This window comes from Pseudomonas sp. AC229 (assembly GCF_979254655.1).
This window is the reverse complement of sequence record NZ_CEEDHK010000002.1, coordinates 201401-222710: the sequence shown is the minus strand read 5'-3', so window position 1 is coordinate 222710 and position 21310 is coordinate 201401. Positions and strand designations below refer to the sequence as shown.

Here is a 21310-nt window from a genome sequence, read left to right as displayed (position 1 = left end):
TCACGGGGGACCACAAAACCATCCCCTAAAACAGAAAATACCGCTGCGCCATCGGCAGCACATCCGCCGGCTCGCACCACAACAATTGCCCATCCGCCTTCACCTGATACGTTTGCGGATCCACGTCAATCTGTGGCGTGTAGTCGTTATGAATCAGGTCGCTCTTCTGCACGCTGCGACAGCCTTTCACCACGCCAATCTGCTTCTTCAACCCCAACTGTTCCGGCACGCCGAGGTCCATGGCGGCTTGGCTGATGAAGGTCAGGCTGGTGGCGTGCAGCATGCCGCCGTAGCTGCCGAACATGGGGCGGTAGTGCACCGGTTGCGGCGTGGGAATCGAGGCGTTGGCGTCGCCCATCAGGCTGGCGGCAATGGCGCCGCCTTTCAGAATGAGCGTGGGTTTCACGCCGAAAAATGCCGGGCGCCAAAGCACCAGGTCGGCGAACTTGCCCACTTCGATCGAGCCCACTTCATGGCTGATGCCGTGGGTGATGGCCGGGTTGATGGTGTATTTGGCGATGTAACGTTTAACCCGGAAGTTATCGTTGCCGGCGCCGTCCTGGGGCAGGGCGCCGCGCTGTTTTTTCATTTTGTCGGCGGTCTGCCAGCAGCGCGTGATCACCTCGCCGACACGGCCCATGGCCTGACTGTCGGAGCTGATCATGGAGAAGGCGCCCAGGTCGTGAAGAATGTCTTCAGCGGCGATGGTTTCGCGGCGGATGCGGCTTTCGGCGAAGGCCACGTCTTCGGCAATGCTCGGGTCCAGGTGGTGGCAGACCATCAGCATGTCGAGGTGTTCGTCGATGGTGTTGCGGGTGAACGGGCGGGTCGGATTGGTCGAGCTGGGCAACACGTTGGGCAGGCTGCACGCTTTGATGATGTCTGGCGCATGACCGCCGCCGGCACCTTCGGTGTGGTAGGTGTGGATGGTGCGGCCTTTGAACGCGCCGAGGGTGGTTTCGACAAAGCCCGACTCGTTCAGGGTGTCGGTGTGAATCGCCACCTGTACGTCAAATTGGTCGGCCACGCTCAGGCAGTTGTCGATTGCCGCCGGCGTGGTGCCCCAGTCTTCGTGCAGCTTCAGGCCGATGGCGCCGGCTTTCACCTGTTCGATCAACGGCTCCGGCAGGCTGACGTTGCCCTTGCCGGTAAAGCCGATGTTCATCGGGAACGCGTCGGCAGCCTGGAGCATGCGCGCCATGTGCCACGGGCCGGGCGTGACGGTGGTGGCGTAGGTGCCGGTGGCCGGGCCGGTGCCGCCGCCAATCATGGTGGTGGTGCCGCTCATCAAGGCTTCTTCGATCTGCTGCGGGCAGATGAAATGAATGTGCGTGTCGATGCCGCCAGCGGTGAGAATCATACCTTCGCCGGCAATCACTTCGGTGGCGCCGCCAATGGCGATGGTGACCTCAGGTTGAATGTCCGGGTTGCCAGCTTTGCCGATGGCGGCGATGCGCCCGCCCTTGAGGCCGACGTCAGCTTTGACGATGCCCCAGTGATCGATGATCAGCGCGTTGGTGATCACCGTGTCCACCACGTCGGCGGCGCACAGTTGGCTCTGGCCCATGCCGTCACGAATCACCTTGCCGCCGCCGAACTTCACCTCGTCGCCGTAGCTGGTGAAGTCTTTCTCCACCTCGATCCACAACTCGGTGTCGGCCAGGCGCACCTTGTCGCCGACGGTGGGGCCGAACATGTCGGCGTAGGCTTGTCTGCTGATTTTCATAGTCGGTTTCCAGAAGTGCTTCTGTGTGTTCCCTTGCCCTCACCCCCAGCCCCTCTCCCATAAATGGGCGAGGGAAGCCAAGCCAACGCCCCCTCTCCCGCTTGCGGGAGAGGGCCGGGGTGAGGGGCTCTTTAAAGCTCGCCCATCACCCGCCCGGCAAAGCCGAACACGCGGCGCTGGCCGGCCAGCTCCACCAGTTCCACATCCCGCGATTGCCCCGGCTCAAAGCGCACGGCGGTGCCGGCGGGAATGTTCAGGCGCATGCCGCGCGCGGCGGCGCGGTCGAAGGTGAGGGCGTCGTTGGTTTCGAAAAAATGGAAATGCGAGCCCACCTGAATCGGCCGATCGCCGCTGTTGGCGACGTTGACCGTGGCGGTGCGGCGGCCGACGTTGAGTTCGATGTCGCCGTCTTGAATCTGGTATTGCCCGGGAATCATGGCGCGCTCCTTTCGGGGGTGACGATCAGTTGCATAAAGGTCAGGTCCAGCCAGCGGCCGAATTTGCGACCCACCTGCGGCATCTGCCCGGTGATGCTGAAACCGAGGCGCTCGTGCAGACGAATCGAGGCGGCGTTGCCGCTTTCAATCGCCGCCACCAACACGTGTTTGCCGCAGCTTTTAGCCCGCCCGATCAGCGCTTGCATCAGCAACGGGCCGAGGCCTTTGCCGCGTTGGTCGGCGCGCACGTACACCGAGTGCTCCACGGTGTTGCAGAAGCCATCGAACGGGCGCCAGTCGCCAAACGAGGCGTAGCCGACCACGTCGCTGCTGTCGTCGAGAACCACCAGAATTGGGTAGCCCTGCTGCGCGCGGGCGGCAAACCAGGCCTCGCGGTTGGCCAGATCGACCGTGCTGTCCATCCAAATGGCCGTGGTGTTGAGCACCGCGTCGTTGAAGATGTCGCGGATGGCAGGCAGGTCAGCAGAAATGGCGTCACGAATAATCATCAGGGCTTTCTCACGCGATGGGCTGGTGAACGGTGACCAGCTTTGTACCATCGGGAAAGGTGGCTTCAACCTGAATTTCCGCAATCATTTCGGGGATGCCTTCCATCACTTGATCGCGGCTCAGCAAGGTGGTGCCGAAGTGCATCAGCTCGGCCACGGTACGGCCGTCGCGCGCGCCTTCCAGCAGAGCCGCCGAAATGTAGGCCATGGCTTCCGGGTAATTGAGCTTCACTCCCCGCGCCAGGCGCCGTTCGGCCACCAGGCCAGCGGTGAATATCAACAGCTTGTCTTTTTCGCGTGGGCTCAAGTCCATCGGTCAGGTACTCCAGATTCGCGGCGCGACGGCAGCGCGACCCAGCAGGGCCGGGCGCAGCACACGCCAAAGATCGATCAGCCAGGCTCGCGCGTGCAGCGCCTCGACAGCGAGGCAGCGTGCAACCAGCAAACCGGGCAATTGGCTAAGGTCGCCGCGCACGCGGGCATGGGGCCCGGCGCACAGGTCGCGACAGTGTTCGAGTAATTCGGGCGCCAGCTCGCCGGTGATCAGCAGCGTGGCAAATACCGGGTGGCCGTCGAGGCCGATAGGTGAGTCGAGCAGGCCATCGCCGCCGATTACCCGTTGGCGTTCATGCCAGAGCAGTTTGCCGTCGCGGCGGATGTCCAGGTGCGCTTGAAAGTGGCCCTTGTCGAAGCGCTCGCCGGCCGCCGGGCGACCCAGGGCGACCATGTCCCAATACATCAAGCGAGCATCGCCGTGCAGTTCGATTGAGGTGGTGAGTTCGGCCTGGGCGGCGGAGTAGACGATGGTCTCTTGCGGCAGCCATTCCAGGGTGGCACCGGCGGCGACGTCGATGGTCAGCTGCTGAAACGCCGGCCCTGCGGCGCGATACCACTTGGCCGCGCCAGGGCTGGTGAGCTGCGCCCAGGCGTGGTCCTGCACCTGCACGCTGATGTTCAGGCGGTCGCCACCGGCAATGCCGCCCGGCGGGTGCACGATGATGTGCTGACACACCTCGGGCCCTTCGGCATACAAATGCTTTTGCACCCGCAGCGGACCCTGATGGCGGCGCATGACCGGGCGCGTGCTGTCGCCCTGACGCGCATAGGCCAGCTCCAACTCGGCGTACCAGTTGGGGGTGAACAGGGCTGGGGGAAGGGGTGCGTTCATCAAAGGCTTAGGTCAATTCGGACCCAGGGGCTAGAGCAATAGCCGTGCCTCTTGCGCTGGAGCGGTGCGCGCGGGTGGGGAACGCGGTGAAGGGTGGCGGGTTTGTTGGCCTGCTGATCAGCTTTTGCAGCTCTGCGGACGGGTAAAGGAATCGATCGTGTGCGCTATATTGGTGCGCGCAGGAGGCGAGGGGCAAAAACGGTGCAATACGCGCCAGCTGGCTCGGTAACTTGGCCGATCTGGCCCTCGCACCGAGGCGAGCCCCCTCCTTACACTCGCGCCACCACTACCAGGGGCGCCTGACATGCTGTTGATACTCGCCTTCGTCGCCGGGCTGTTGCGCGGCTACAGCGGCTTCGGTTTTGCCATGGTGCTGGCGTTGGGCTTGCTCACCGTGTGCCCGCCAGCCGTGGCGATTCCCGTGGTGCTGCTGCTCGACCTGCTGTGCAGCGCGAGCCTGTGGTCGGGCGCGGCCAAACAGGTTCACCGGGGTGTGGGCATTCGCTTGGTGCTGGGCATGGTGCTGGCGGTGCCGGTGGGTTCCCTGGCGTTGGCTCGCGTGCCGGAGCAGTGGATGGCGCCTGTGGTGGCGCTGCTTTGCCTGGTTGGCGGGGTGCTGGTGCTGTGGCGTAGACCGGTTGCGGTCAGTGAGGTCAAGACGGGCTGGGCAATGTCGGCCGGCTTTGTCTCTGGGCTGGTCACGGCCATGGCCTCGGCGGGCGGGCCGCCGGTGGTGGTGTACTTACTGCGCAGCGGGCTTTCGCCAGCAAGCGTGCGCGCCACCGCCATCGTATTTTTTGCCGCGAGCGATGTACTGGCGCTGGGAAGTTTGTACTGGCTGAACGTGCTCGGCCATGAACACCTGAGCCTGGCGGCCAGCTTGCTGGTGCCGGCGCTGTTGGGGAATGTGGCGGGGCAGGTGTTGTTTCGGCGTAAACCCATGGCGCTGCATGGCGTGATCGGCGGCGTGCTGGTGTTGATGTCAGCGGCCACCCTGGCCAAAAGCCTGTTCTAGAAGCGGCTCAAGCCGCTCCCCGAACGGCAAGGTTTAGAGCGGTTGTTGCTTGTCTACCGTAGGCGGCACGGGCGCGTGCTCGGTTTTCAGCAGGTCGCGAATTTCAGTCAGCAACACCACTTCAGCCGTCGGCGCAGCGGGCGCTTTGGCGTGTTCTTTGTGCAGTTTGTTGATGACTTTCACGCCCATGAAAATGGCGAAGGCCACGATCACGAAGTCCAGACAGGTTTGCAGAAACTTGCCGTAGGCCAGCAGCACGGCCGGGGCGTCGCCCTGGGCGGCTTTGAGGGTGATGGCGAGGTCGGAAAAGTCGACGCCGCCAATCAGCAGGCCCAGAGGCGGCATGATCACATCGCCCACGAACGACGACACAATCTTGCCGAACGCGGCGCCGATGATGATACCGACCGCCATGTCGACGACATTGCCTTTGACTGCAAACGCTTTGAACTCGCTGAGTATGCTCATAGATCGACTCCCTGTTGCTAATGGTGGTTGGGGGGCAGTGTAGAGCACCCGTTTCGCCGCTCCCAGCTTCAAGTGACCGACCTTGGCGCTGTGCGTTCCCCGTTTTTGCCGCTGGTCTAGGCTGTCAGAGAGTCAACCCACCCATTGCGACAGGAGACGGCCTATGACCCTCGAACACCATCCGCTGCACGTGGAATACCCTGAGTATCAGGACGAGCTGCAACGGCTGCTGGGCCAGGACGCGCACTTCAGCAAACTCGCCGCCGACTACGCGGCGTTGGATAAACAGATTTTTCAGGTGGAGGATGGGCGTCAGGCCATGGATGACATGGCGCTCAAGGCGCTGAAAAACGAACGGGTGACCTTGAGTCTGGAAATCGCCCAGCGCTTGGAAACGGCGGCCAAAGACCGCTAGCGAAGCCTCGCGAACCAAGCCTGATAGTTGTCCAGCGTTTGGTTCGCGTTTGTCGCTTATATATATAGGAAGAAAAAACCAGTTTGCGTCTCGGATATTTCTAATTTAACGTGTCCGCCCTCAGGCTTTTATTTCATATTGATTCGAGTCAGTAACTTTCATTTTTCAATAAGCTATTCGCGCGAATACGCCTGGCGTTATTAACTAACGAGGAAGTTTTATTTATCGGGATGGTTAAAGTTTTCTATTTAGAAAACGTGGCTGTATCGCTCTAGTCTCCTAAAGCGCAACTGATGCGCTAAAAATAATAGGGAGACGATCATGAATAGAAAATCGCTTGTTCCTGCCACTTCACTATTTTGTGTCGGGTTTCTTTCCTTCGCCGTTCAGGCCGCCACGCTCACGCGCGATAACGGCGCAGCGGTAGGCGACAACCAGAACTCGCAAACGGCCGGCACCACGGGCCCGGTGCTGCTGCAAGACGTCCAACTGCTGCAAAAGCTTCAACGCTTTGACCGCGAGCGCATTCCTGAGCGCGTCGTACACGCCCGCGGCACCGGGGCCCATGGCACGTTCTCGGTTACCGACGACCTCAGCGACCTGAGCAAAGCGAAGGTGTTTGCTGCCGGCGAAGTCACGCCGGTGTTCGTGCGTTTCTCCGCCGTGGTACACGGCAACCACTCCCCCGAAACCCTGCGCGACCCCCGTGGTTTTGCCACCAAGTTCTACACCGCCGACGGTAACTGGGATTTAGTGGGTAATAACTTCCCAACTTTCTTTATTCGCGATGCCATCAAGTTTCCCGATATGGTGCACGCCTTTAAGCCGGACCCGCGTACCAACTTGGATGATGATTCGCGCCGGTTTGATTTTTTCTCCCATGTACCTGAATCCACCCGTACGTTAACCGAGCTGTATTCCAACTACGGCACCCCGGCCAGCTATCGGCAAATGGACGGTAATGGTGTGCACGCGTACAAGTTGGTTAATGCTAACGGTGAAATCCATTATGTGAAGTTTCACTGGAAAAGCTTGCAAGGCATTAACAACCTCGATCCCAAGCAAGTCGAGCAAGTGCAGGGCAAGGACTACAGCCACCTGGGTAATGATCTGATCGCGCACATTAAAAAAGGCGACTTCCCCAAATGGGATCTCTACGTGCAAGTGCTCAAGCCTGAACAGCTGAGCTCGTTCGCTTTCGACCCGCTGGACGCCACTAAAATCTGGCCAGATGTGCCCGAGCGCAAAGTCGGGCAGATGGTGCTTAACCGCAATACCGACAACGTGTTCCAGGAGACCGAACAGGTGGCCATGGCGCCCGCCAATCTGGTGCCTGGCATCGAACCGTCCGAAGACCGTTTGTTGCAAGGCCGCGTGTTTTCCTACGCCGATACCCAGCTCTATCGCCTGGGCGCGAATGCCTTGCAGTTGCCCATCAACCAACCACGGGTGAAGGTTAATAACGGCAATCAGGACGGCGCCATGAACAGCGGCAAAACCACCTCGGGGGTCAACTATCAGCCCAGCCGCTTGGAGCCGCGTGAAGAATTTGCCAGCGCGCGCTACAGCAGCTCGCCGCTGTCAGGCAGCACCGAGCAGAAGAAGATTCAGCGCGAGCAAAACTTCAAACAGGCCGGTGATCTGTACCGCTCTTACAGCCAGAAAGAGCGCGAGGATCTGATCGCAAGCTTCGGCGGCTCGTTGGCTACCACCGATGAGCAGAGCAAGCACATCATCCTGTCGTTCTTGTACAAGGCCGACCCTGAATACGGCACGGGTGTTGCGAAGGTCGCCAAGGGCGATTTGGAGCGAGTGAAAGCCTTGGCCGCCAAGCTGTCGGACTAAGGGTAATAGCGGCGGCCTTCTGCTGAGGGCCGCCGTTTTTTCAGGAGCGCTGTGATGATTATTCGAACCGTTGTACTGCTCGGCGCATTGGCATTCAGCGCGCTGGTTTCGGCGGCTACTCCGAGCGAGCCCGCTGATGTACAGGCGCAACTGCGCAGCTACTTTTTCGAGGCAGCACGGGCAGGCGATGTGCCGGTGCTGCAAACGTTTATCGACGCCCATTACCCGCTCGATAGCCAGGATGAGAAGGGCTACACCGCATTGATTCTGGCGGCCTACCACGGCCAGCAACCGGCCGTGGAGCTGCTGTTGCAGACCGGTGCCGACGCCTGTCAGCAAGACCAGCGCGGCAACACCGCCTTGATGGGCGCGATTTTCAAGGGTGAGGTGAGCATCGCCCGGCGCCTGCTGGCAACCGACTGCAACCCGGACCAACGCAACGGCGCCGGGCAAACCGCTGCCATGTATGCCGGCCTGTTCAACCGCGCGGAACTGCTCGATGCCCTGGCCGCCAAAGGTGCGGATTTGAACGCCGAAGACGGTCTGGGCAACAGCGCCGCTCGGCTGGCCACCGGTGAAATTCGCACGCCCGCGCCGCGTTGAAACGGGGTAGCTGCGTTATCATCGGCGCTTTTTGGCGAGGGGGTTGAGATGGCCAAGGCCAAGCGTATGTATGGCTGCACCGAGTGCGGTGCGACCTTCCCCAAATGGGCCGGCCAGTGCGGCGAATGCGGCGCCTGGAACACCTTGGTCGAAAGCATGATCGAGGTCGGCAGCGAAACCGCAGCAAGCGGTCGCGCCGGTTGGGCTGGGCAACAGGCGCAGCTCAAAACCCTGGCCGAAGTCAGCGTTGAAGAAATGCCGCGCTTTTCCACCGCCTCGGTGGAGCTGGACCGCGTGCTCGGCGGCGGTCTGGTCGACGGCTCGGTGGTGCTGATCGGCGGCGACCCCGGCATTGGTAAATCCACCATCCTGCTGCAAACCCTGTGCAACATCGCCACGCGCTTGCCGGCGCTGTACGTCACCGGCGAGGAATCGCAGCAGCAAGTCGCCATGCGCGCCCGCCGTCTCGGCTTGCCGGAAGACAAGCTCAAGGTGATGACCGAAACCTGCATCGAATCAATCATCGCCACGGCGCGGGTGGAAAAGCCCAAGGTCATGGTGATCGACTCCATCCAGACGATTTTCACCGAACAACTGCAATCGGCGCCCGGCGGTGTGGCGCAGGTGCGCGAAAGCGCGGCGCTGCTGGTGCGCTATGCCAAACAGAGCGGCACGGCGATTTTTCTGGTCGGCCATGTGACCAAAGAAGGCGCGCTGGCCGGGCCGCGCGTGCTGGAACACATGGTGGATACCGTGCTGTATTTCGAAGGCGAGTCCGACGGTCGGCTGCGCTTACTGCGGGCGGTGAAAAACCGCTTTGGCGCGGTGAATGAGCTGGGCGTGTTCGCGATGACAGACCGTGGCTTGAAGGAAGTGTCGAACCCCTCGGCCATTTTCCTCACCCGGGCCCAGGAAGAAGTGCCGGGCAGCGTGGTGATGGCGACGTGGGAAGGCACGCGGCCGATGCTGATCGAGGTGCAGGCGTTGGTCGACACCAGCCACCTGGCCAACCCGAGGCGCGTGACCCTGGGGCTGGATCAGAACCGGCTGGCCATGTTGCTTGCCGTGCTGCACCGCCACGGCGGCATTCCGACCCACGACCAGGACGTGTTTTTAAACGTGGTCGGCGGCGTGAAAGTGATGGAGACCGCGTCCGACCTGGCGCTGATGGCCGCTGTGATGTCGAGCCTGCGCAACCGGCCGTTGCCGCACGACTTGCTGGTGTTCGGCGAAGTGGGGTTGTCGGGTGAAGTGCGGCCGGTGCCCAGTGGTCAGGAACGCCTGAAAGAGGCGGCCAAGCACGGTTTCAAACGCGCCATCGTGCCCAAAGGCAACGCACCGAAGGAGTCGCCGCCTGGGCTGCAGATTATTGCGGTGACGCGGTTGGAGCAGGCGTTGGATGCGTTGTTTGAGTAGGGGCGTTTTGGTCAACGCCTTTTATCACGCGGGTTTTTAAATCGGCCCGGATAGGCGTTTGACGGGATAGCCTGGATCCCCGCTTTCGCGAGGATGACGGTGAAGTTCGTAGGTTGGGTTGAGCCGAACTACCCAACCTACGCGTTACGCCTCGCCGAGCGAGGTCAGTTCCCGCTCGAGCAGATCTTCATCGCCCAGATTCAGCTCCACCAGCCGGCGTAGATGGCTCACCGAGTCGAGGTCGATGTGCCGGCATTCGAAGCCCAGCAAACCGCCTTCGTCGCGAGCCAGGGTGGCTTCCATGCGCACATGTACGTCGGGGCTCAGGTGCACATGGGCGTCGAACAGCTGGCTGACATCGCCGTTCCAGTTTTCCGGACGCTGTACCAGCAGGCCTTTTAGCGAAAGGTCGTGCAGTTCAACCGTCCAGCGCTGATCGCCTTGGGCGATTTCGGTGCTGGCGTCGAAGGCAATGCGCTGGAAGCGCCGACGCTCGTTGGTTGACTCACTCATGGGGTTTGCTCCAGTAGGCAGTGTCTATCCGATTTCATCGGGGCATTTCGGTTCCATCACTATAGCCAAGGCTACGGCACCGGCTATGGCTGCGGTGGCTGAAGTGTGACGGCGCGCTTTTTTCGCCGGTAGCCGACCACTGCCATGCCGGCGACCAGCGCCAGGCCGAACAGCCAGAACTTATAAGGGCGCAGGGCTTTCCAGGTGGTGTCGAGGCGGTACTGCCACAGGCGCTGGGTGACGTGCTCGAAGTCCGGCTCTTGGCAGTTCTGGCCGAAATTTCCGGACCAGGGCACCACCGGTCCGTTGTCCACGTAACGCTGGTAATAGCGCTGCGCCACCGGCAGGTCGCTGTAGATAATCCAGCCGGTGGCGCGGCACAGCGTGGCGGCGTAGGCCTGGCTGGTGGTCGGCAGCAAGTCGGCGGCTTGATTAGCCAGTTCGGCCGCGACCCAGCGGTAGTGGTAGCGGTTGTTGGGCTGCGCCAGGTTGGCGTTTTGCCGCTCGGTTTCGGCTTGGCTCAACAGTCGACCTGGCGTCTGAACCTGCACCCGGTCGAGGGAATACATACCGTCGAACCAGGCAAAGTCGGGCGACATTTCATACCCGAGCAACTCCATGCCTTGCCTGCGCGCCAGCTTACCGGCCTGATACAGCGCTTCGGCTTTACCTGTGTCGGTCCAGCGCGACTGCGCCGCTTGCCGGGCTTGGCCGTACTCGCGGGCAGCTGTTTGCAGGCTCACTTCATAGAAATAGTCCGGCGCCTCGTCATAGCGCCCATCGCGCAACAGGCGGCGTGCCAACAGTTGCCGCAATTGGGCGGCAACCGGGCGCGGTTGGTAAACGTAAGGCTCGGGCGGCGTGGCAATCGAGGGCGGAGCCGGCACGTTGGCATCGACGAAGGCTTTCAGCTCGTCGGTGGTTAGCACCCGTTCGGCGACTTCGGCCGTGTCGCCCCAGTAGATATAGCCGCTGCGGTACAAGGCTTCGAAGGCTTCGAGGTAGTCACCGCGTTGCAGCGCCAGAATGGCGCCTTCGCCTTCTACGCGGCAGTGCGGCTGCAGGGTTTCGCTGTTCCAATTAGCGTCGCGGCGCCAGCCCCAGGACTCGTCTTCAGGAAAGGCCTGGGCGGCTTTGGCATAGGCGGCCTGGGCGCTGTTCTGATCGCCGTTGCGCAAGGCGATTTTTGCCCGCAGCCACCACGTCAGGCCATTGTCGGGCGCATGTTCGAGCAGGGCGGCGGTGGCGGCGTAGTCGCCCACTTGATAACTCAACGCGGCGAGGCGGTCGGCGTTGGCCATATTGGCGATGTCGCCCCGTTGCAGCAGTTTCACCAAGGTCTGCTCGCCCGCTGGCTGCTCGCCATACGACCAACCGGCATGGCTGATGAGGTACGCGGTCAGCAAACGTTGCACCGGCAATTGCTGAAGCAGCGGCGCCAGTTGTTCTTCCGGCATTTGGCTGAGGTCGACGGCGAGCGCTTTCATCGAGCTATAGCCGGTGGTGGAGCCGAGTTTTAGCTGACTGGCGTACAGGCCGATGGCGGTCGACCAGTTGCCTTCATCCAGCTCCAGGCGCGCTTCTTCACCGAGGCTGGCGATACCCAGTTCCATGGCATCGCTGGCACCGTCCAGCACCAGTTGGCGGGTTTGCCGGAAGGCCTGCTTGGCGGCTTCGATATCGGCCTGGCGCGCGTCGGCCAGTTGATCATCGGTGAGCTCGGCGGGGCGCGCAGCGTCGACAGTGCGCGCCAGGCTACGGCCGAGTGAGTACGCGGCCCAGGCGCCGCGCAGCCGCCGTTCGGCTGCCGGCAGCGCTAGCACGGCGCGGAAATAGAACTGCGCCGCGGCGTCGTCGGATTGTGCAAAAGCCACCGCGCCTGCCGTGTACAGGCGTAGCTCGGCAGGCAGCGCGGCGCCGGCTTTCTCGGCCTGCGCCGCGTCGGTGAGCTGGCGCACTTGGCGCACCGTGGCCAATTGCTCGGCGCTCAGGTCTTTGCCCTCAGCCACCTCGATTTCCTCAAGGTAACGGTTTTGCTCGGCGTCCCAACGGCTTTCCGCATCGGCGGATGCCGCCGGCGGCAACGCGGGCACAGACACCGCCAGGCGAGCGGCCTCGAAGGTGAAATTGCTTTCAGGCAGCTCGGCTAGCGCGTTGGCCCGGTCGCTCAAGAGGCGCAGGGGAAAATCCGGGCCGCAGGCAAGTGCGGGGGCGCAGGCAAGTGCCGCGCTCACGGCGGCGGCGAGCAGATGACGGCGGGCATTAAGGCGTGGCACTGAATCCTCCTTGATCGAGTTGTTGGCAACGCACCCAGCCTATTGCGCGGCTCTGGCCGGCGGGCAATGGGTCGGGTTGTTGGCTGGATGGTGGGCGCGTGAAGCGCAGCGAATCAAGGGGACGTTGCAGCCGAAAGCCTTGAACGCCATCGCCGGCTTCGCAGCCCTGGCCGGCGCCACGAACGAGCGATGGCAACGCAGCGGCCAGGTTGCCGCGGTTGATTACGCGTATTTCATAAAGTGACCCCTGCTGCTGCACCTGAACGTGTAGCGCGCTGCGCAGTGGTTGCCGGTGCACCACGGCCTGCAGCGTCGCCAATGGCCAGGCGCGACGGTCATCGGCCAGCGGCAATCGAAACCAGATCAGCCCCGTCAGCTTGGCCACGGGCGAGTCGTGCAGCCGTTCCAGCAAGGTTGCCACCTGCTGCGGATCGGCTTGCAACTCGCGACGGCTGCCGCCTTGGGCCAAGGGCGCCTCACTCTCTACTTCGCCGCTGTCGGTTAAGGCCACACCGTAGGCGGGCAAGGCGAGCAGAAAGGGTTTCGGCGTAATTGCACCGTAAGCGATGGCCCACCGTAGCGCTTGATTTGGCTCGAATAGCCCCAGCGTCGGACGGTTTACCGCGTGCACCTGCAGCACTGAGCTGTCGACCTCTGCCAGGACAACTGCGAGGGAAGGACTGCTCAGCCAGGCGGGCAGGGCGGTGATACTGAGCGCGAGGTCGTTCGGCAGTTGGCTGCGTAGGGTATGAAGTAAGGCTGCGTACTCGTTCAGGCGAGCGCTCGCGCAGTCGTGATCAAACTCCACGCCGCGCAGGTTCAGCCCCATTGCCCGCCAGGCGCTGATCAACGTCTGCGTCTGCGCGGCGATGGAGGCGCTGTCAAGGCGAGGCAGTTGTCCATCCAGGCGGATGACCGCCACCAGCGGCCGGCCATCCTGCTGGAGCATTTGTGGGTTGATGCGCGCTTGAATCCAGCCCTCGCGCGGATGCAGCTGCGCCGCCAATACGCGCAACGTGGAGAAGTCGGCATGGCTTTGCGCAAGCGTTTCGGCGTGCTGCGCGCGCCATTGGCGTTGCCAGATATACACCTGCTGGTCCAGCGCAATCGCGGGCGGCCGCTCGCAGCCGGCCAGGGTGATGACGGCCAAAAAAACTACGCAAAGGGTTCGCCACAAAGGCAGTGAAACGGGCACGTGCGGCAGGGCTCAAGGGAGGCGGCGCGCCATGGTGCATGAGCGCTGAGGGCGTGCCAAGCCTACCGGTCGTCCGGCGTCGATTTGACAGGGGGGTATGTGTCACCAAAGCTGCAAGAGCGTTTAAAAAACAATCACTGCGGAGCGCAGACATGGATAAGCGATTGCTTGGCAAAGGTTTGATAGTGGCGGTACTCAGCGCGGCCAGCTTTGCGGCCCAGGCCGATCAGGCCGGCGGCGGTGGCTGCGGATGGGGCAACATGCTGTTTGAAGGGCAGCGCGGTTTGGCGCCGCACCTGCTCGCGACCACCACCAATGGCACCTCCGGGAACGCCACGTTTGGCCTCACCTCTGGCACCAACGGCTGCGACTCGCACGTAAAACTCGGCTACGGCGGCCGTTCGATGCTGGCCATGAACGGTATGCTCGACTCCATTGCGGAAGACATGGCCCAAGGTCAGGGGGAAGCGTTAGACGCCTACGCCACGTTGCTCGGCGTTGAAAAAGGCGACCGCGCGCACTTCGCCCAGGTGACCCACGCCAACTTCGACAGCATCTTCTCGAAGGCTGACGTGACCAGCGAACAGGTGCTGGCCAATACGCTGGATGTCATGAGCAAAGACGCCCAGCTGGCGCGGTATGCCAAACAGCCGGCTTAACCTCGAAAATTAAATGACAGGTGTCTAGTCCTGAAATAGGTTTACACCTGTTTCAATCTCAAAACGCCCGATGCACCGCATCGGGCGTTTTGTATTTCAAGGCCAGATGTGGCCGCTCTTCGTTATAAATCCCTACCGATTCGTCGACCATCTTTCGGGCTTCTGCGATGTTCTTTGGTCGCTGCAGCAGAAACTCCATCTTCAAAATCCCGTTCACTCGCTCGGCCATCGCGTTCTGGTAACAGTCGTAGCCGTCGGTCATTGAGCAGGTAATGCTGTGCTTGATGTGCAGGCGCTGGTAAAGGTCCGAGCAGTATTGCGCGCCACGATCTGAGTGATGAACCAAACGCTGATCGGTTCTTCGTTCATCTACGGCCTTCTTCAGCGCCTTGAGCACCGACTCAGCAATTTCCATTACCGGCACGCCATTGGCCGACTGACTAATAGTTTGCTGATTTGGCGCAATTGCAATTTGCGAGAATGCCTGCGGCAAGATGCCAAGCAACGCGAGAGGAAGCGCTTTCAATGCCCAGCGATGTACGCCTGTAGCGGATGCGCCCCGAGTTTGCCCAGGCTTACGTTGCGCTGTGCAGATTTCCGCGACAGGAATTAAGCAGCCTATGGCTTTGCTAAATATCAGTCGAAAACAATTTTTGTTCATGGTGATGGTCCTATTAAATATGAATAATTTAAAAAGTTAGGTAGGTGCTCATATAAAGAGCAGCGTTATCATTGCTATTCTTAAATTCCTGTTGCATGTAGAGGGGAAGTCCCAGCGTTATTGAAGCTCCGCCGTAACGCCAATTTCCGCTCGCTCCGATGGCTAAACCGGAAATCGCGCCACCTTCGCTTCCGCTAATAGCGTCTCGTGCATAGCCTGAGTCGAGGCCGATCAACGGAGAGATAGAGCCGCCTAACAATTTCATTGGGTGAGTTAACGTGTTTGAGATATAAACCCCTTGGTCGCCCCAGAGAGGTGTAGCTCTAAATCCTCTGATGGTGAACTCATCGCCGAGGCCCATTTTCTCGGCGACCAGCAAGTTGTCTTTTGAATATTGGCCGCCAATACGAGAGGAAAAGCTGAAGTCCCGTTCGAGCCATTTGAAAGGGCGCGACCAGGCTGTATTGAACCCAAGTTTTTGAAAGTGTTTAGGCTGATGGTTTCCATCGTAAGCTGCTTGTTTCGAACTCCAAGCGGATAGGCCTTGGCTAAACGTAACGTCGGAATATAACGAGCCGCCGGCAAGCTGCGTGACATGTTCCAAGCCGAATTTGACGTTGGAGTAGGGCATGCTGTTTGTTTCTAGATATGCGTCCTCTAGATAGTTGGCGCTTTCCTTGTGCTCAATTTCAGTTGATGCCGTTAACTTGTCGGTTTTTCCGCGTGTGAGCACATGACTGAACTTGGCGGCGTACGTTTGGGAGTCGCCGCTGGTGTTATAGGTGCCGTATTTCCCGCCCGGCGTTAGTCGCTCGTATTGGGAATGGTTGAAACGAAGATCGACTTTGGAGAACCCGAACGGTACCGAATACGTTACACCTGCGTTGTACTCGGAGTTGCTATCACTGAGTTCATAGCGGCGCGAACTCAAGTTAAGGCCGACGGTATCGTTGCCCAGCAACAGATCGCTAATGCTGGTGGAGGCGCTGAAGCGATAACGGCCCTTGCTCGGGCTGTCCGTGCCAGAATTATCAACTTTAAGCGTGACGCTCGGCAGCCCTTTGTCTTCAACAACCAAATTTAAATACGAATAACCAAGGCGCTCGGAAGGCTGAATGTCAACGCGTGCAGTTTTCGCCGCGTTATTCAGGTTTTCTACCATTTGGTCAACTTGCCGAATGTTTAATGGCTTACCTGCAAGTGCGGGCATGGCTGATTCGGTTAACAGTTTTTGATACGGTCCGCTAGGCGGCTTTCCGTTAATTAACCATCCGTCGACGTAGCCCCAATTTATCTTTAGTTCTACTTCGCCTTGCTTCATGTTTTTTGGCACAAGGCTTACGGTAGTTGTCGAATAACCTTCATCGGCATACCGATTACTGACATCTCGGATCAGGCTGAACAGATCACTGCTGCCGAGTTCGCGGTTTCTATACTTAGCGAGTACATCATCAACATTAACGGAGCTACTGCTTTGATCACCGCTATTGATGGTAATTTTGCTGATCAGAAACTTAGGCCCGTTGTCAACCGCTGGCTCGGATGCCTGAGGCAGTTGAAATTGTGGCGCTTGCGAGTCGCGCTGATTTTTATCGAGTTGACGGTTGATTTCGTCTTGTTGACGCTGTTTGTTTTGTAGGTCTTGTTCGCGGTCAAGAGGGCTAATCCGTGGAACTGGATCTGCTGCTTGGAGAAGCGGCGGAAAAACAGTAGCGAAAACGCCGATCAGTATGGCTTTACCTATCGCGTCGGAAAGCGAGCCTAAGGGGCGTCGTGGGGGTAGGGAATTGATCTTGCGTGCTTGTAAAACGGTGGATGGGCGCATGGTCGGTAATCTATGCATCTATGGGGAGATGCATTCTTAGCGTGCCTGGACCTACCGAGTAGAATGTGGTTCGCCTGCTGATGTAAGTTCCTGCCTACATGGTTGTAAGGGGAAATATAAACTGTGGGAAGTTGGTCTTTTCGGTGTGGGATTTGTAGAAGTTGCGTGTTTTTCTTAATCCTTAAATAATCTTGTTCATGCGATTTGGTGGTGCCGTTTCTGGCCCCAACACGACGCTTTGACTTGACCAATCAATCTGCGGTCGTGGCATTACTTAGACAGATTTCCCTGGCCGCTACGGTCCTGTTCTTTGCGCCTAGACCAACGTCGGATACCTTGCGGCACGGAAACGTCTAAACTCGAAAGGCCGCTTGTACGTCCATCCATTCGGAGTTTTCCATGAACAATAACAATAGCGTCCTACGCCATCTGCCCTGGGCAGTGTTGGCCGTAGTGGGCGCCGGTGCCTTGGGTGTCGTGGCCTTGCGCCGCGGTGAAGCCATCAACGCGTTATGGATAGTGGTGGCCGCCGTGGCCCTCTATCTGGTTGCCTACCGTTACTACAGCTTGTTTATCGCCAATAAGGTGATGCAGCTGGACCCCAACCGCGCCACTCCCGCTGTGTTGAATAACGATGGTCTGGACTACGTGCCGACCAACAAACACATTCTGTTCGGTCACCACTTCGCTGCTATCGCTGGCGCAGGTCCCTTGGTGGGCCCGGTGCTTGCTGCGCAGATGGGGTATCTGCCCGGTACGCTCTGGCTGATTGCGGGGGTGATTCTCGCCGGTGCGGTACAAGACTTCATGGTGCTGTTCATTTCCACGCGCCGTAACGGCCGTTCACTTGGCGAGCTGGTGCGCGAAGAAATGGGCCAGGTGCCCGGCACCATTGCGCTGTTTGGCGCGTTCCTGATCATGATCATCATCCTCGCGGTGCTGGCGCTGATCGTGGTGAAAGCCCTGGCGTCGAGCCCGTGGGGCATGTTCACGGTGATGGCGACCATCCCGATCGCGATGCTTATGGGCGTGTATATGCGCTATATCCGCCCGGGCCGCATTGGTGAAATTTCGGTGGTGGGCCTGCTGCTGTTGCTCGGTTCCATCTGGCTTGGAGGCCAGGTTGCTGCCAGCCCAGAGTGGGCGCCGATGTTCACCTTCACCGGCATTGAAATCACCTGGATGCTGATCGGCTACGGCGCCGTGGCGTCGGTGCTGCCGGTGTGGCTGCTGTTGGCCCCGCGTGACTACCTGTCTACGTTCCTCAAGATCGGTACCATCATCGCCTTGGCGCTGGGCATCCTGATCACCATGCCCGATCTGAAAATGCCAGCGCTGACGCAATTCGTAGACGGCACCGGTCCGGTGTGGAAAGGCGGTTTGTTCCCGTTCCTGTTCATCACCATTGCCTGCGGTGCGGTGTCTGGTTTCCACGCACTGATCTCCTCGGGCACCACGCCGAAGCTGCTGGCGAGCGAGTCCCATGCGCGCTACATCGGTTACGGCGGCATGTTGATGGAATCGTTCGTGGCAATCATGGCCATGGTCGCTGCCTCGGTGATTGAACCGGGCGTGTACTTCGCCATGAACAGCCCACCCGCTGTAGTGGGTGCGGATGTTGCCTCGGTGGCGGCAACGGTCAGCAGTTGGGGTTTCTTGATCACGCCAGAGGTGCTGGAAGCCACGGCGCGTGACATTGGTGAAACCACCATTCTGGCGCGTGCCGGTGGTGCGCCGACGTTGGCGGTGGGTATCGCGCAGATTCTTCACCAGGTGCTGCCGGGTGAAAACACCATGGCCTTCTGGTACCACTTCGCGATTCTGTTTGAGGCGCTGTTTATCCTCACGGCGGTTGATGCGGGGACCCGAGCGGGACGGTTCATGCTGCAGGATCTGCTCGGCAACTTCGTTCCGGCGCTGCGCAAAACTGATTCCTGGGTCGCCAACATCATCGCCACGGGCGGTTGCGTAGCGATGTGGGGCTGGTTGCTGTACCAGGGCGTGGTCGATCCGTTGGGCGGCATCAATACGCTGTGGCCGCTGTTCGGTATTTCCAACCAGATGCTGGCCGGCATCGCGCTGATGCTCGGCACTGTGGTGCTGATCAAAATGAAGCGTCAGCAGTACGCTTGGGTCACGGCGTTGCCCGCCACCTGGCTGCTGATCTGCACCACCACCGCAGGCTTGATCAAGCTGTTCGACAGCAACCCGGCAGTGGGCTTCGTGGCACTCGGTCGCAAATACAGCGATGCATTGGCCGCAGGCCAAGTGATCGCCCCGGCTAAAGACGCCGAGCAAATGCAGCACGTGATCTTCAACGCATACACCAACGCCACCCTCACGGTGCTGTTCCTGTTCGTGGTGTTCAGCGTGCTGTTCTACGCCATTAAAGTTGGCCGCGCGGCCTGGGTTCGCCCGGAGCGCAGTGACAAAGAAACCCCGTTCGAACCCATTCCGCACATCTGAGCCAATCACGTGCGTGGACACGGGCCGGCGTCGCGCCGGCCCGCTTTATTGAGGACAGACCATGTTCAATGACCTGAGTCGCATGGGCAAATACCTGGGGCAAGCCGCGCGCATGCTGGTGGGCATGCCCGATTACGACAATTACGTCGAACACATGGCCAACAAGCACCCGGACAAGCCGGTAATGACGTACGAAGAGTTCTTTCGTGAACGTCAGGAAGCCCGTTATGGCGGCGGAAAAGGGCGGCCTATTCGCTGCTGCTGAATCAGTGGCACTTTTCTTCTGTTGAAATTTCTGGCGCCACGCTTGTCGTGGCGTTTTCTATTTAGGCGCCCCACGGCGTCACTGTTCAGGACGTAGCCATGAGTCACGCTCCCATTCCGGTCACCGTTCTCAGCGGGTTTCTCGGCGCCGGCAAAACCACCTTGCTGCGGCACATTCTCAAAGCCGAACACGGGCTGAAAATTGCCGTCATCGAGAATGAATTCAGCGAAACCCCGATCGACAGCGAATTGCTCGGCACCGAGCCGGTGCAGGTGATGACGCTCGCCAACGGCTGCGTGTGCTGCTCCATTCATGTCGAGCTGGAGAAAGCCCTCTACCTGCTGCTCGACCGCCTGGACAGCGGCGAGCTGGTCTTCGACCGCTTGGTGATCGAGTGCACCGGCCTGGCCGACCCGGCGCCAGTGGCGCAAACCTTTTTCGCCGAAGAAGAATTGTGTGAGCGCTACGTGCTCGACGGCATTATTACCGTGGTCGACGCCGCCAATGCCGAGCGCCACCTGGCCGAACCCATCGCCCAGGCGCAGGTTGGGTTCGCCGATCGCATTCTGGTAAGCAAGCGGGACTTGGTCACCGACGAGCACTACGACGCACTTGTACAACGCCTCGGCCGCATCAACCGTCGCGCACCGATCCGGGTGGTTGAGCATGGCCAAATCGATTTGGCTGAACTGCTGGATGTACGCGGCTTCAACCTCAACGCGGACCTTCCCACCACCGTCAGCCTGCGTCCGCTAACCCCCGCGGCCAGCCCGGATCGTATCGGCACCCTGGTGCTGAAAAGCGAGCAGCCGCTGGATATCGACAAGCTCAGCGCCTTTATGGAAAACCTGCTGGAAACCCACGGCAATTCGCTGCTGCGCTACAAAGGCGTGCTGAACATTGCCGGCGAAGACCGGCGCATGGTGTTTCAGGGCGTTTTGCGCCTGTACGGCTTTGACTGGGACCGCGAGTGGTCGGCCGACGATGCGCGCGAAAGCGTGATCGTGTTTATCGGTGATCAGTTGCCCGAAGAAGAGATTCGCGCGGGGTTCGCCGCCGTAGCGGCTGATTGAATTCAGGGCGCGATCACTGCGCCTTGAACTGGCACGTCAGGTAGCGATTGCTAAAGCCATAGCGAAGCATCGAGCCCAGGCGCGCCAGCAGGTAGAAAGGGTGGCGCCGGTAGTACTGCAACACGGCATTGCCCACCCCTTCGGAGCGGTGCTGTTTCTGGTGATCGGCTTTCTTGCTGAACAGCCCTTTGAATTGCCACCACTGAATTTGCTCGAACTCCTTCACCGAGCGCAGGCCTTGGCTGCGGAACAGCCGCGCGAACGAGCCTTTGCTGAAGTCGTGCAAGTGGTGCGGATTGCCGTCCAGTGTCGGCGTAATCGGCACCGAGGCAATCACCTGACCGCCGCTGGCCAACAGGCGACTGTAATTGGCGACGAGGCGGGCAGGGCTGGGCAAGTGTTCGATGGTTTCCAGGCTGACGATGGTGTCGAACGCCTGGTCGCCCGCGAAGGTTTCGGCATTGGCGCACACATAGCTGAGGTTGCTCAGCCGATAGTGCTGTTGGGCGTAGGCGATGGCCTCGGGGTCGATGTCCACGCCGATCACGGTCTTGTCCGGGTTCTGCTCGGCCAATAACGCCGTGCCGTAACCGCAGCCGCAGGCCATGTCGAGAACGCGCGAGCCACTGAGCAAACCCGAGGCGAATTCGTAGCGCTGCATATGAATGGCCAGCGTGGCGTGGTCGTCGGGGTTTTGCGGGTTGAGGTCTTTGGGGTAAATGCGTTCGATGCTGTGCACGCGGGGCGTCCCTGTCCGTTACGTCTAAGGTGCGAC

The 21310-nt window shown here is 60.3% G+C and carries 20 protein-coding genes and 2 pseudogenes; 9 read left to right on the top strand and 13 right to left on the bottom strand.

Annotation, left to right across the window (positions count from 1 at the left end; translation table 11 throughout):
• Nucleotides 1-25: 25 nt before the first annotated feature.
• The 5 genes from ureC to AC0IW7_RS03620 form a co-directional block, all read right to left on the bottom strand.
• Nucleotides 26-1726 (bottom strand): urease subunit alpha, encoded by a 1701-nt coding sequence (gene ureC / locus AC0IW7_RS03640; protein ID WP_122492909.1) that lies wholly within the window; start codon nucleotides 1724-1726, stop codon nucleotides 26-28.
• Nucleotides 1727-1857: 131 nt separating this feature from the next.
• Complete coding sequence (locus AC0IW7_RS03635) at nucleotides 1858-2163, bottom strand: urease subunit beta (protein WP_471815809.1); 306 nt, start codon at nucleotides 2161-2163, stop codon at nucleotides 1858-1860.
• Nucleotides 2160-2672, bottom strand: coding sequence for an N-acetyltransferase family protein (locus AC0IW7_RS03630; RefSeq protein ID WP_463381783.1), 513 nt, complete (start codon nucleotides 2670-2672; stop codon nucleotides 2160-2162). The genes AC0IW7_RS03635 and AC0IW7_RS03630 overlap by 4 nt, the downstream gene beginning before the upstream one ends.
• Nucleotides 2673-2682: 10 nt before the next feature.
• Nucleotides 2683-2985 (bottom strand): urease subunit gamma, encoded by a 303-nt coding sequence (gene ureA, locus AC0IW7_RS03625; RefSeq protein ID WP_471815807.1) that lies wholly within the window; start codon nucleotides 2983-2985, stop codon nucleotides 2683-2685.
• 3 nt (nucleotides 2986-2988) lie between these two features.
• The gene (locus AC0IW7_RS03620; protein ID WP_471815805.1) at nucleotides 2989-3840 is read right to left on the bottom strand and encodes an urease accessory protein UreD; all 852 of its coding nucleotides are present in this window, start codon (nucleotides 3838-3840) and stop codon (nucleotides 2989-2991) included.
• Between the two features lie 304 nt (nucleotides 3841-4144).
• On the opposite strand from AC0IW7_RS03620, the gene AC0IW7_RS03615 reads away from it, so the two are divergent.
• Nucleotides 4145-4855 carry a sulfite exporter TauE/SafE family protein gene (locus AC0IW7_RS03615; RefSeq protein WP_471815803.1) on the top strand — a complete coding sequence of 237 codons (711 nt, stop codon included), beginning with the start codon at nucleotides 4145-4147 and terminating at the stop codon, nucleotides 4853-4855.
• 33 nt (nucleotides 4856-4888) lie between these two features.
• Here AC0IW7_RS03615 and mscL read toward each other — a convergent pair whose 3' ends face one another.
• Complete coding sequence (gene mscL, locus AC0IW7_RS03610; protein WP_471815802.1) at nucleotides 4889-5323, bottom strand: large-conductance mechanosensitive channel protein MscL; 435 nt, start codon at nucleotides 5321-5323, stop codon at nucleotides 4889-4891.
• A gap of 163 nt (nucleotides 5324-5486) precedes the next feature.
• Here mscL and AC0IW7_RS03605 point away from each other — a divergent pair, with 163 nt between their 5' ends.
• The 4 genes from AC0IW7_RS03605 to radA all read left to right on the top strand — a co-directional run bounded on the left by AC0IW7_RS03605 (nucleotide 5487) and on the right by radA (nucleotide 9602).
• Nucleotides 5487-5738, top strand: a complete 252-nt coding sequence (locus AC0IW7_RS03605) for a YdcH family protein (protein ID WP_471815800.1) — start codon at nucleotides 5487-5489, stop codon at nucleotides 5736-5738.
• A gap of 321 nt (nucleotides 5739-6059) precedes the next feature.
• Nucleotides 6060-7583, top strand: a complete 1524-nt coding sequence (katB, locus tag AC0IW7_RS03600) for a catalase KatB (RefSeq protein ID WP_471815799.1) — start codon at nucleotides 6060-6062, stop codon at nucleotides 7581-7583.
• Nucleotides 7584-7637: 54 nt separating this feature from the next.
• Entirely contained in the window at nucleotides 7638-8186 is a 549-nt protein-coding gene (locus tag AC0IW7_RS03595) for an ankyrin repeat domain-containing protein (RefSeq protein WP_471815797.1), read from the top strand.
• Between the two features lie 48 nt (nucleotides 8187-8234).
• On the top strand, nucleotides 8235-9602 hold the full coding sequence (gene radA, locus AC0IW7_RS03590) for a DNA repair protein RadA (RefSeq protein WP_122492900.1): 1368 nt from the start codon (nucleotides 8235-8237) through the stop codon (nucleotides 9600-9602).
• A 144-nt stretch (nucleotides 9603-9746) separates the two neighbouring features.
• Here radA and AC0IW7_RS03585 read toward each other — a convergent pair whose 3' ends face one another.
• From AC0IW7_RS03585 to AC0IW7_RS03575, 3 genes are all read right to left on the bottom strand, one after another.
• The gene (locus AC0IW7_RS03585) at nucleotides 9747-10115 is read right to left on the bottom strand and encodes a PilZ domain-containing protein (protein WP_471815795.1); all 369 of its coding nucleotides are present in this window, start codon (nucleotides 10113-10115) and stop codon (nucleotides 9747-9749) included.
• A gap of 83 nt (nucleotides 10116-10198) precedes the next feature.
• Nucleotides 10199-12391, bottom strand: a complete 2193-nt coding sequence (locus AC0IW7_RS03580) for a hypothetical protein (protein ID WP_471815794.1) — start codon at nucleotides 12389-12391, stop codon at nucleotides 10199-10201.
• Entirely contained in the window at nucleotides 12378-13541 is a 1164-nt protein-coding gene (locus tag AC0IW7_RS03575; protein WP_471815792.1) for a DUF3142 domain-containing protein, read from the bottom strand. The genes AC0IW7_RS03580 and AC0IW7_RS03575 overlap by 14 nt, the downstream gene beginning before the upstream one ends.
• 197 nt (nucleotides 13542-13738) lie before the next feature.
• Between AC0IW7_RS03575 and AC0IW7_RS03570 the strand changes: the two genes are divergently transcribed.
• Nucleotides 13739-14245, top strand: a complete 507-nt coding sequence (locus AC0IW7_RS03570) for a DUF3015 domain-containing protein (RefSeq protein ID WP_122492896.1) — start codon at nucleotides 13739-13741, stop codon at nucleotides 14243-14245.
• A gap of 58 nt (nucleotides 14246-14303) precedes the next feature.
• Here AC0IW7_RS03570 and AC0IW7_RS03565 read toward each other — a convergent pair.
• The 3 genes and pseudogenes from AC0IW7_RS03565 to AC0IW7_RS03555 form a co-directional block, all read right to left on the bottom strand.
• A pseudogene (locus AC0IW7_RS03565) lies at nucleotides 14304-14651 on the bottom strand (integrase core domain-containing protein); the annotation flags it as partial.
• A gap of 120 nt (nucleotides 14652-14771) precedes the next feature.
• Nucleotides 14772-14906 (bottom strand): annotated as a pseudogene (locus tag AC0IW7_RS03560) (ESPR domain-containing protein); the annotation flags it as partial.
• Nucleotides 14907-14934: 28 nt separating this feature from the next.
• Nucleotides 14935-16731, bottom strand: a complete 1797-nt coding sequence (locus AC0IW7_RS03555) for a ShlB/FhaC/HecB family hemolysin secretion/activation protein (protein WP_471815790.1) — start codon at nucleotides 16729-16731, stop codon at nucleotides 14935-14937.
• A gap of 399 nt (nucleotides 16732-17130) precedes the next feature.
• Between AC0IW7_RS03555 and AC0IW7_RS03550 the strand changes: the two genes are divergently transcribed.
• The 3 genes from AC0IW7_RS03550 to yjiA all read left to right on the top strand — a co-directional run bounded on the left by AC0IW7_RS03550 (nucleotide 17131) and on the right by yjiA (nucleotide 20535).
• Nucleotides 17131-19197 (top strand): carbon starvation CstA family protein, encoded by a 2067-nt coding sequence (locus AC0IW7_RS03550; protein ID WP_471815788.1) that lies wholly within the window; start codon nucleotides 17131-17133, stop codon nucleotides 19195-19197.
• A 61-nt stretch (nucleotides 19198-19258) separates the two neighbouring features.
• Nucleotides 19259-19462, top strand: coding sequence for a YbdD/YjiX family protein (locus tag AC0IW7_RS03545; protein ID WP_122452145.1), 204 nt, complete (start codon nucleotides 19259-19261; stop codon nucleotides 19460-19462).
• 98 nt (nucleotides 19463-19560) lie between these two features.
• On the top strand, nucleotides 19561-20535 hold the full coding sequence (gene yjiA, locus AC0IW7_RS03540; protein WP_471815786.1) for a GTPase: 975 nt from the start codon (nucleotides 19561-19563) through the stop codon (nucleotides 20533-20535).
• Nucleotides 20536-20548: 13 nt separating this feature from the next.
• On the opposite strand, the gene AC0IW7_RS03535 is transcribed toward yjiA, so the two are convergent.
• On the bottom strand, nucleotides 20549-21274 hold the full coding sequence (locus AC0IW7_RS03535) for a class I SAM-dependent methyltransferase (RefSeq protein WP_471815785.1): 726 nt from the start codon (nucleotides 21272-21274) through the stop codon (nucleotides 20549-20551).
• Nucleotides 21275-21310 lie beyond the last annotated feature (36 nt).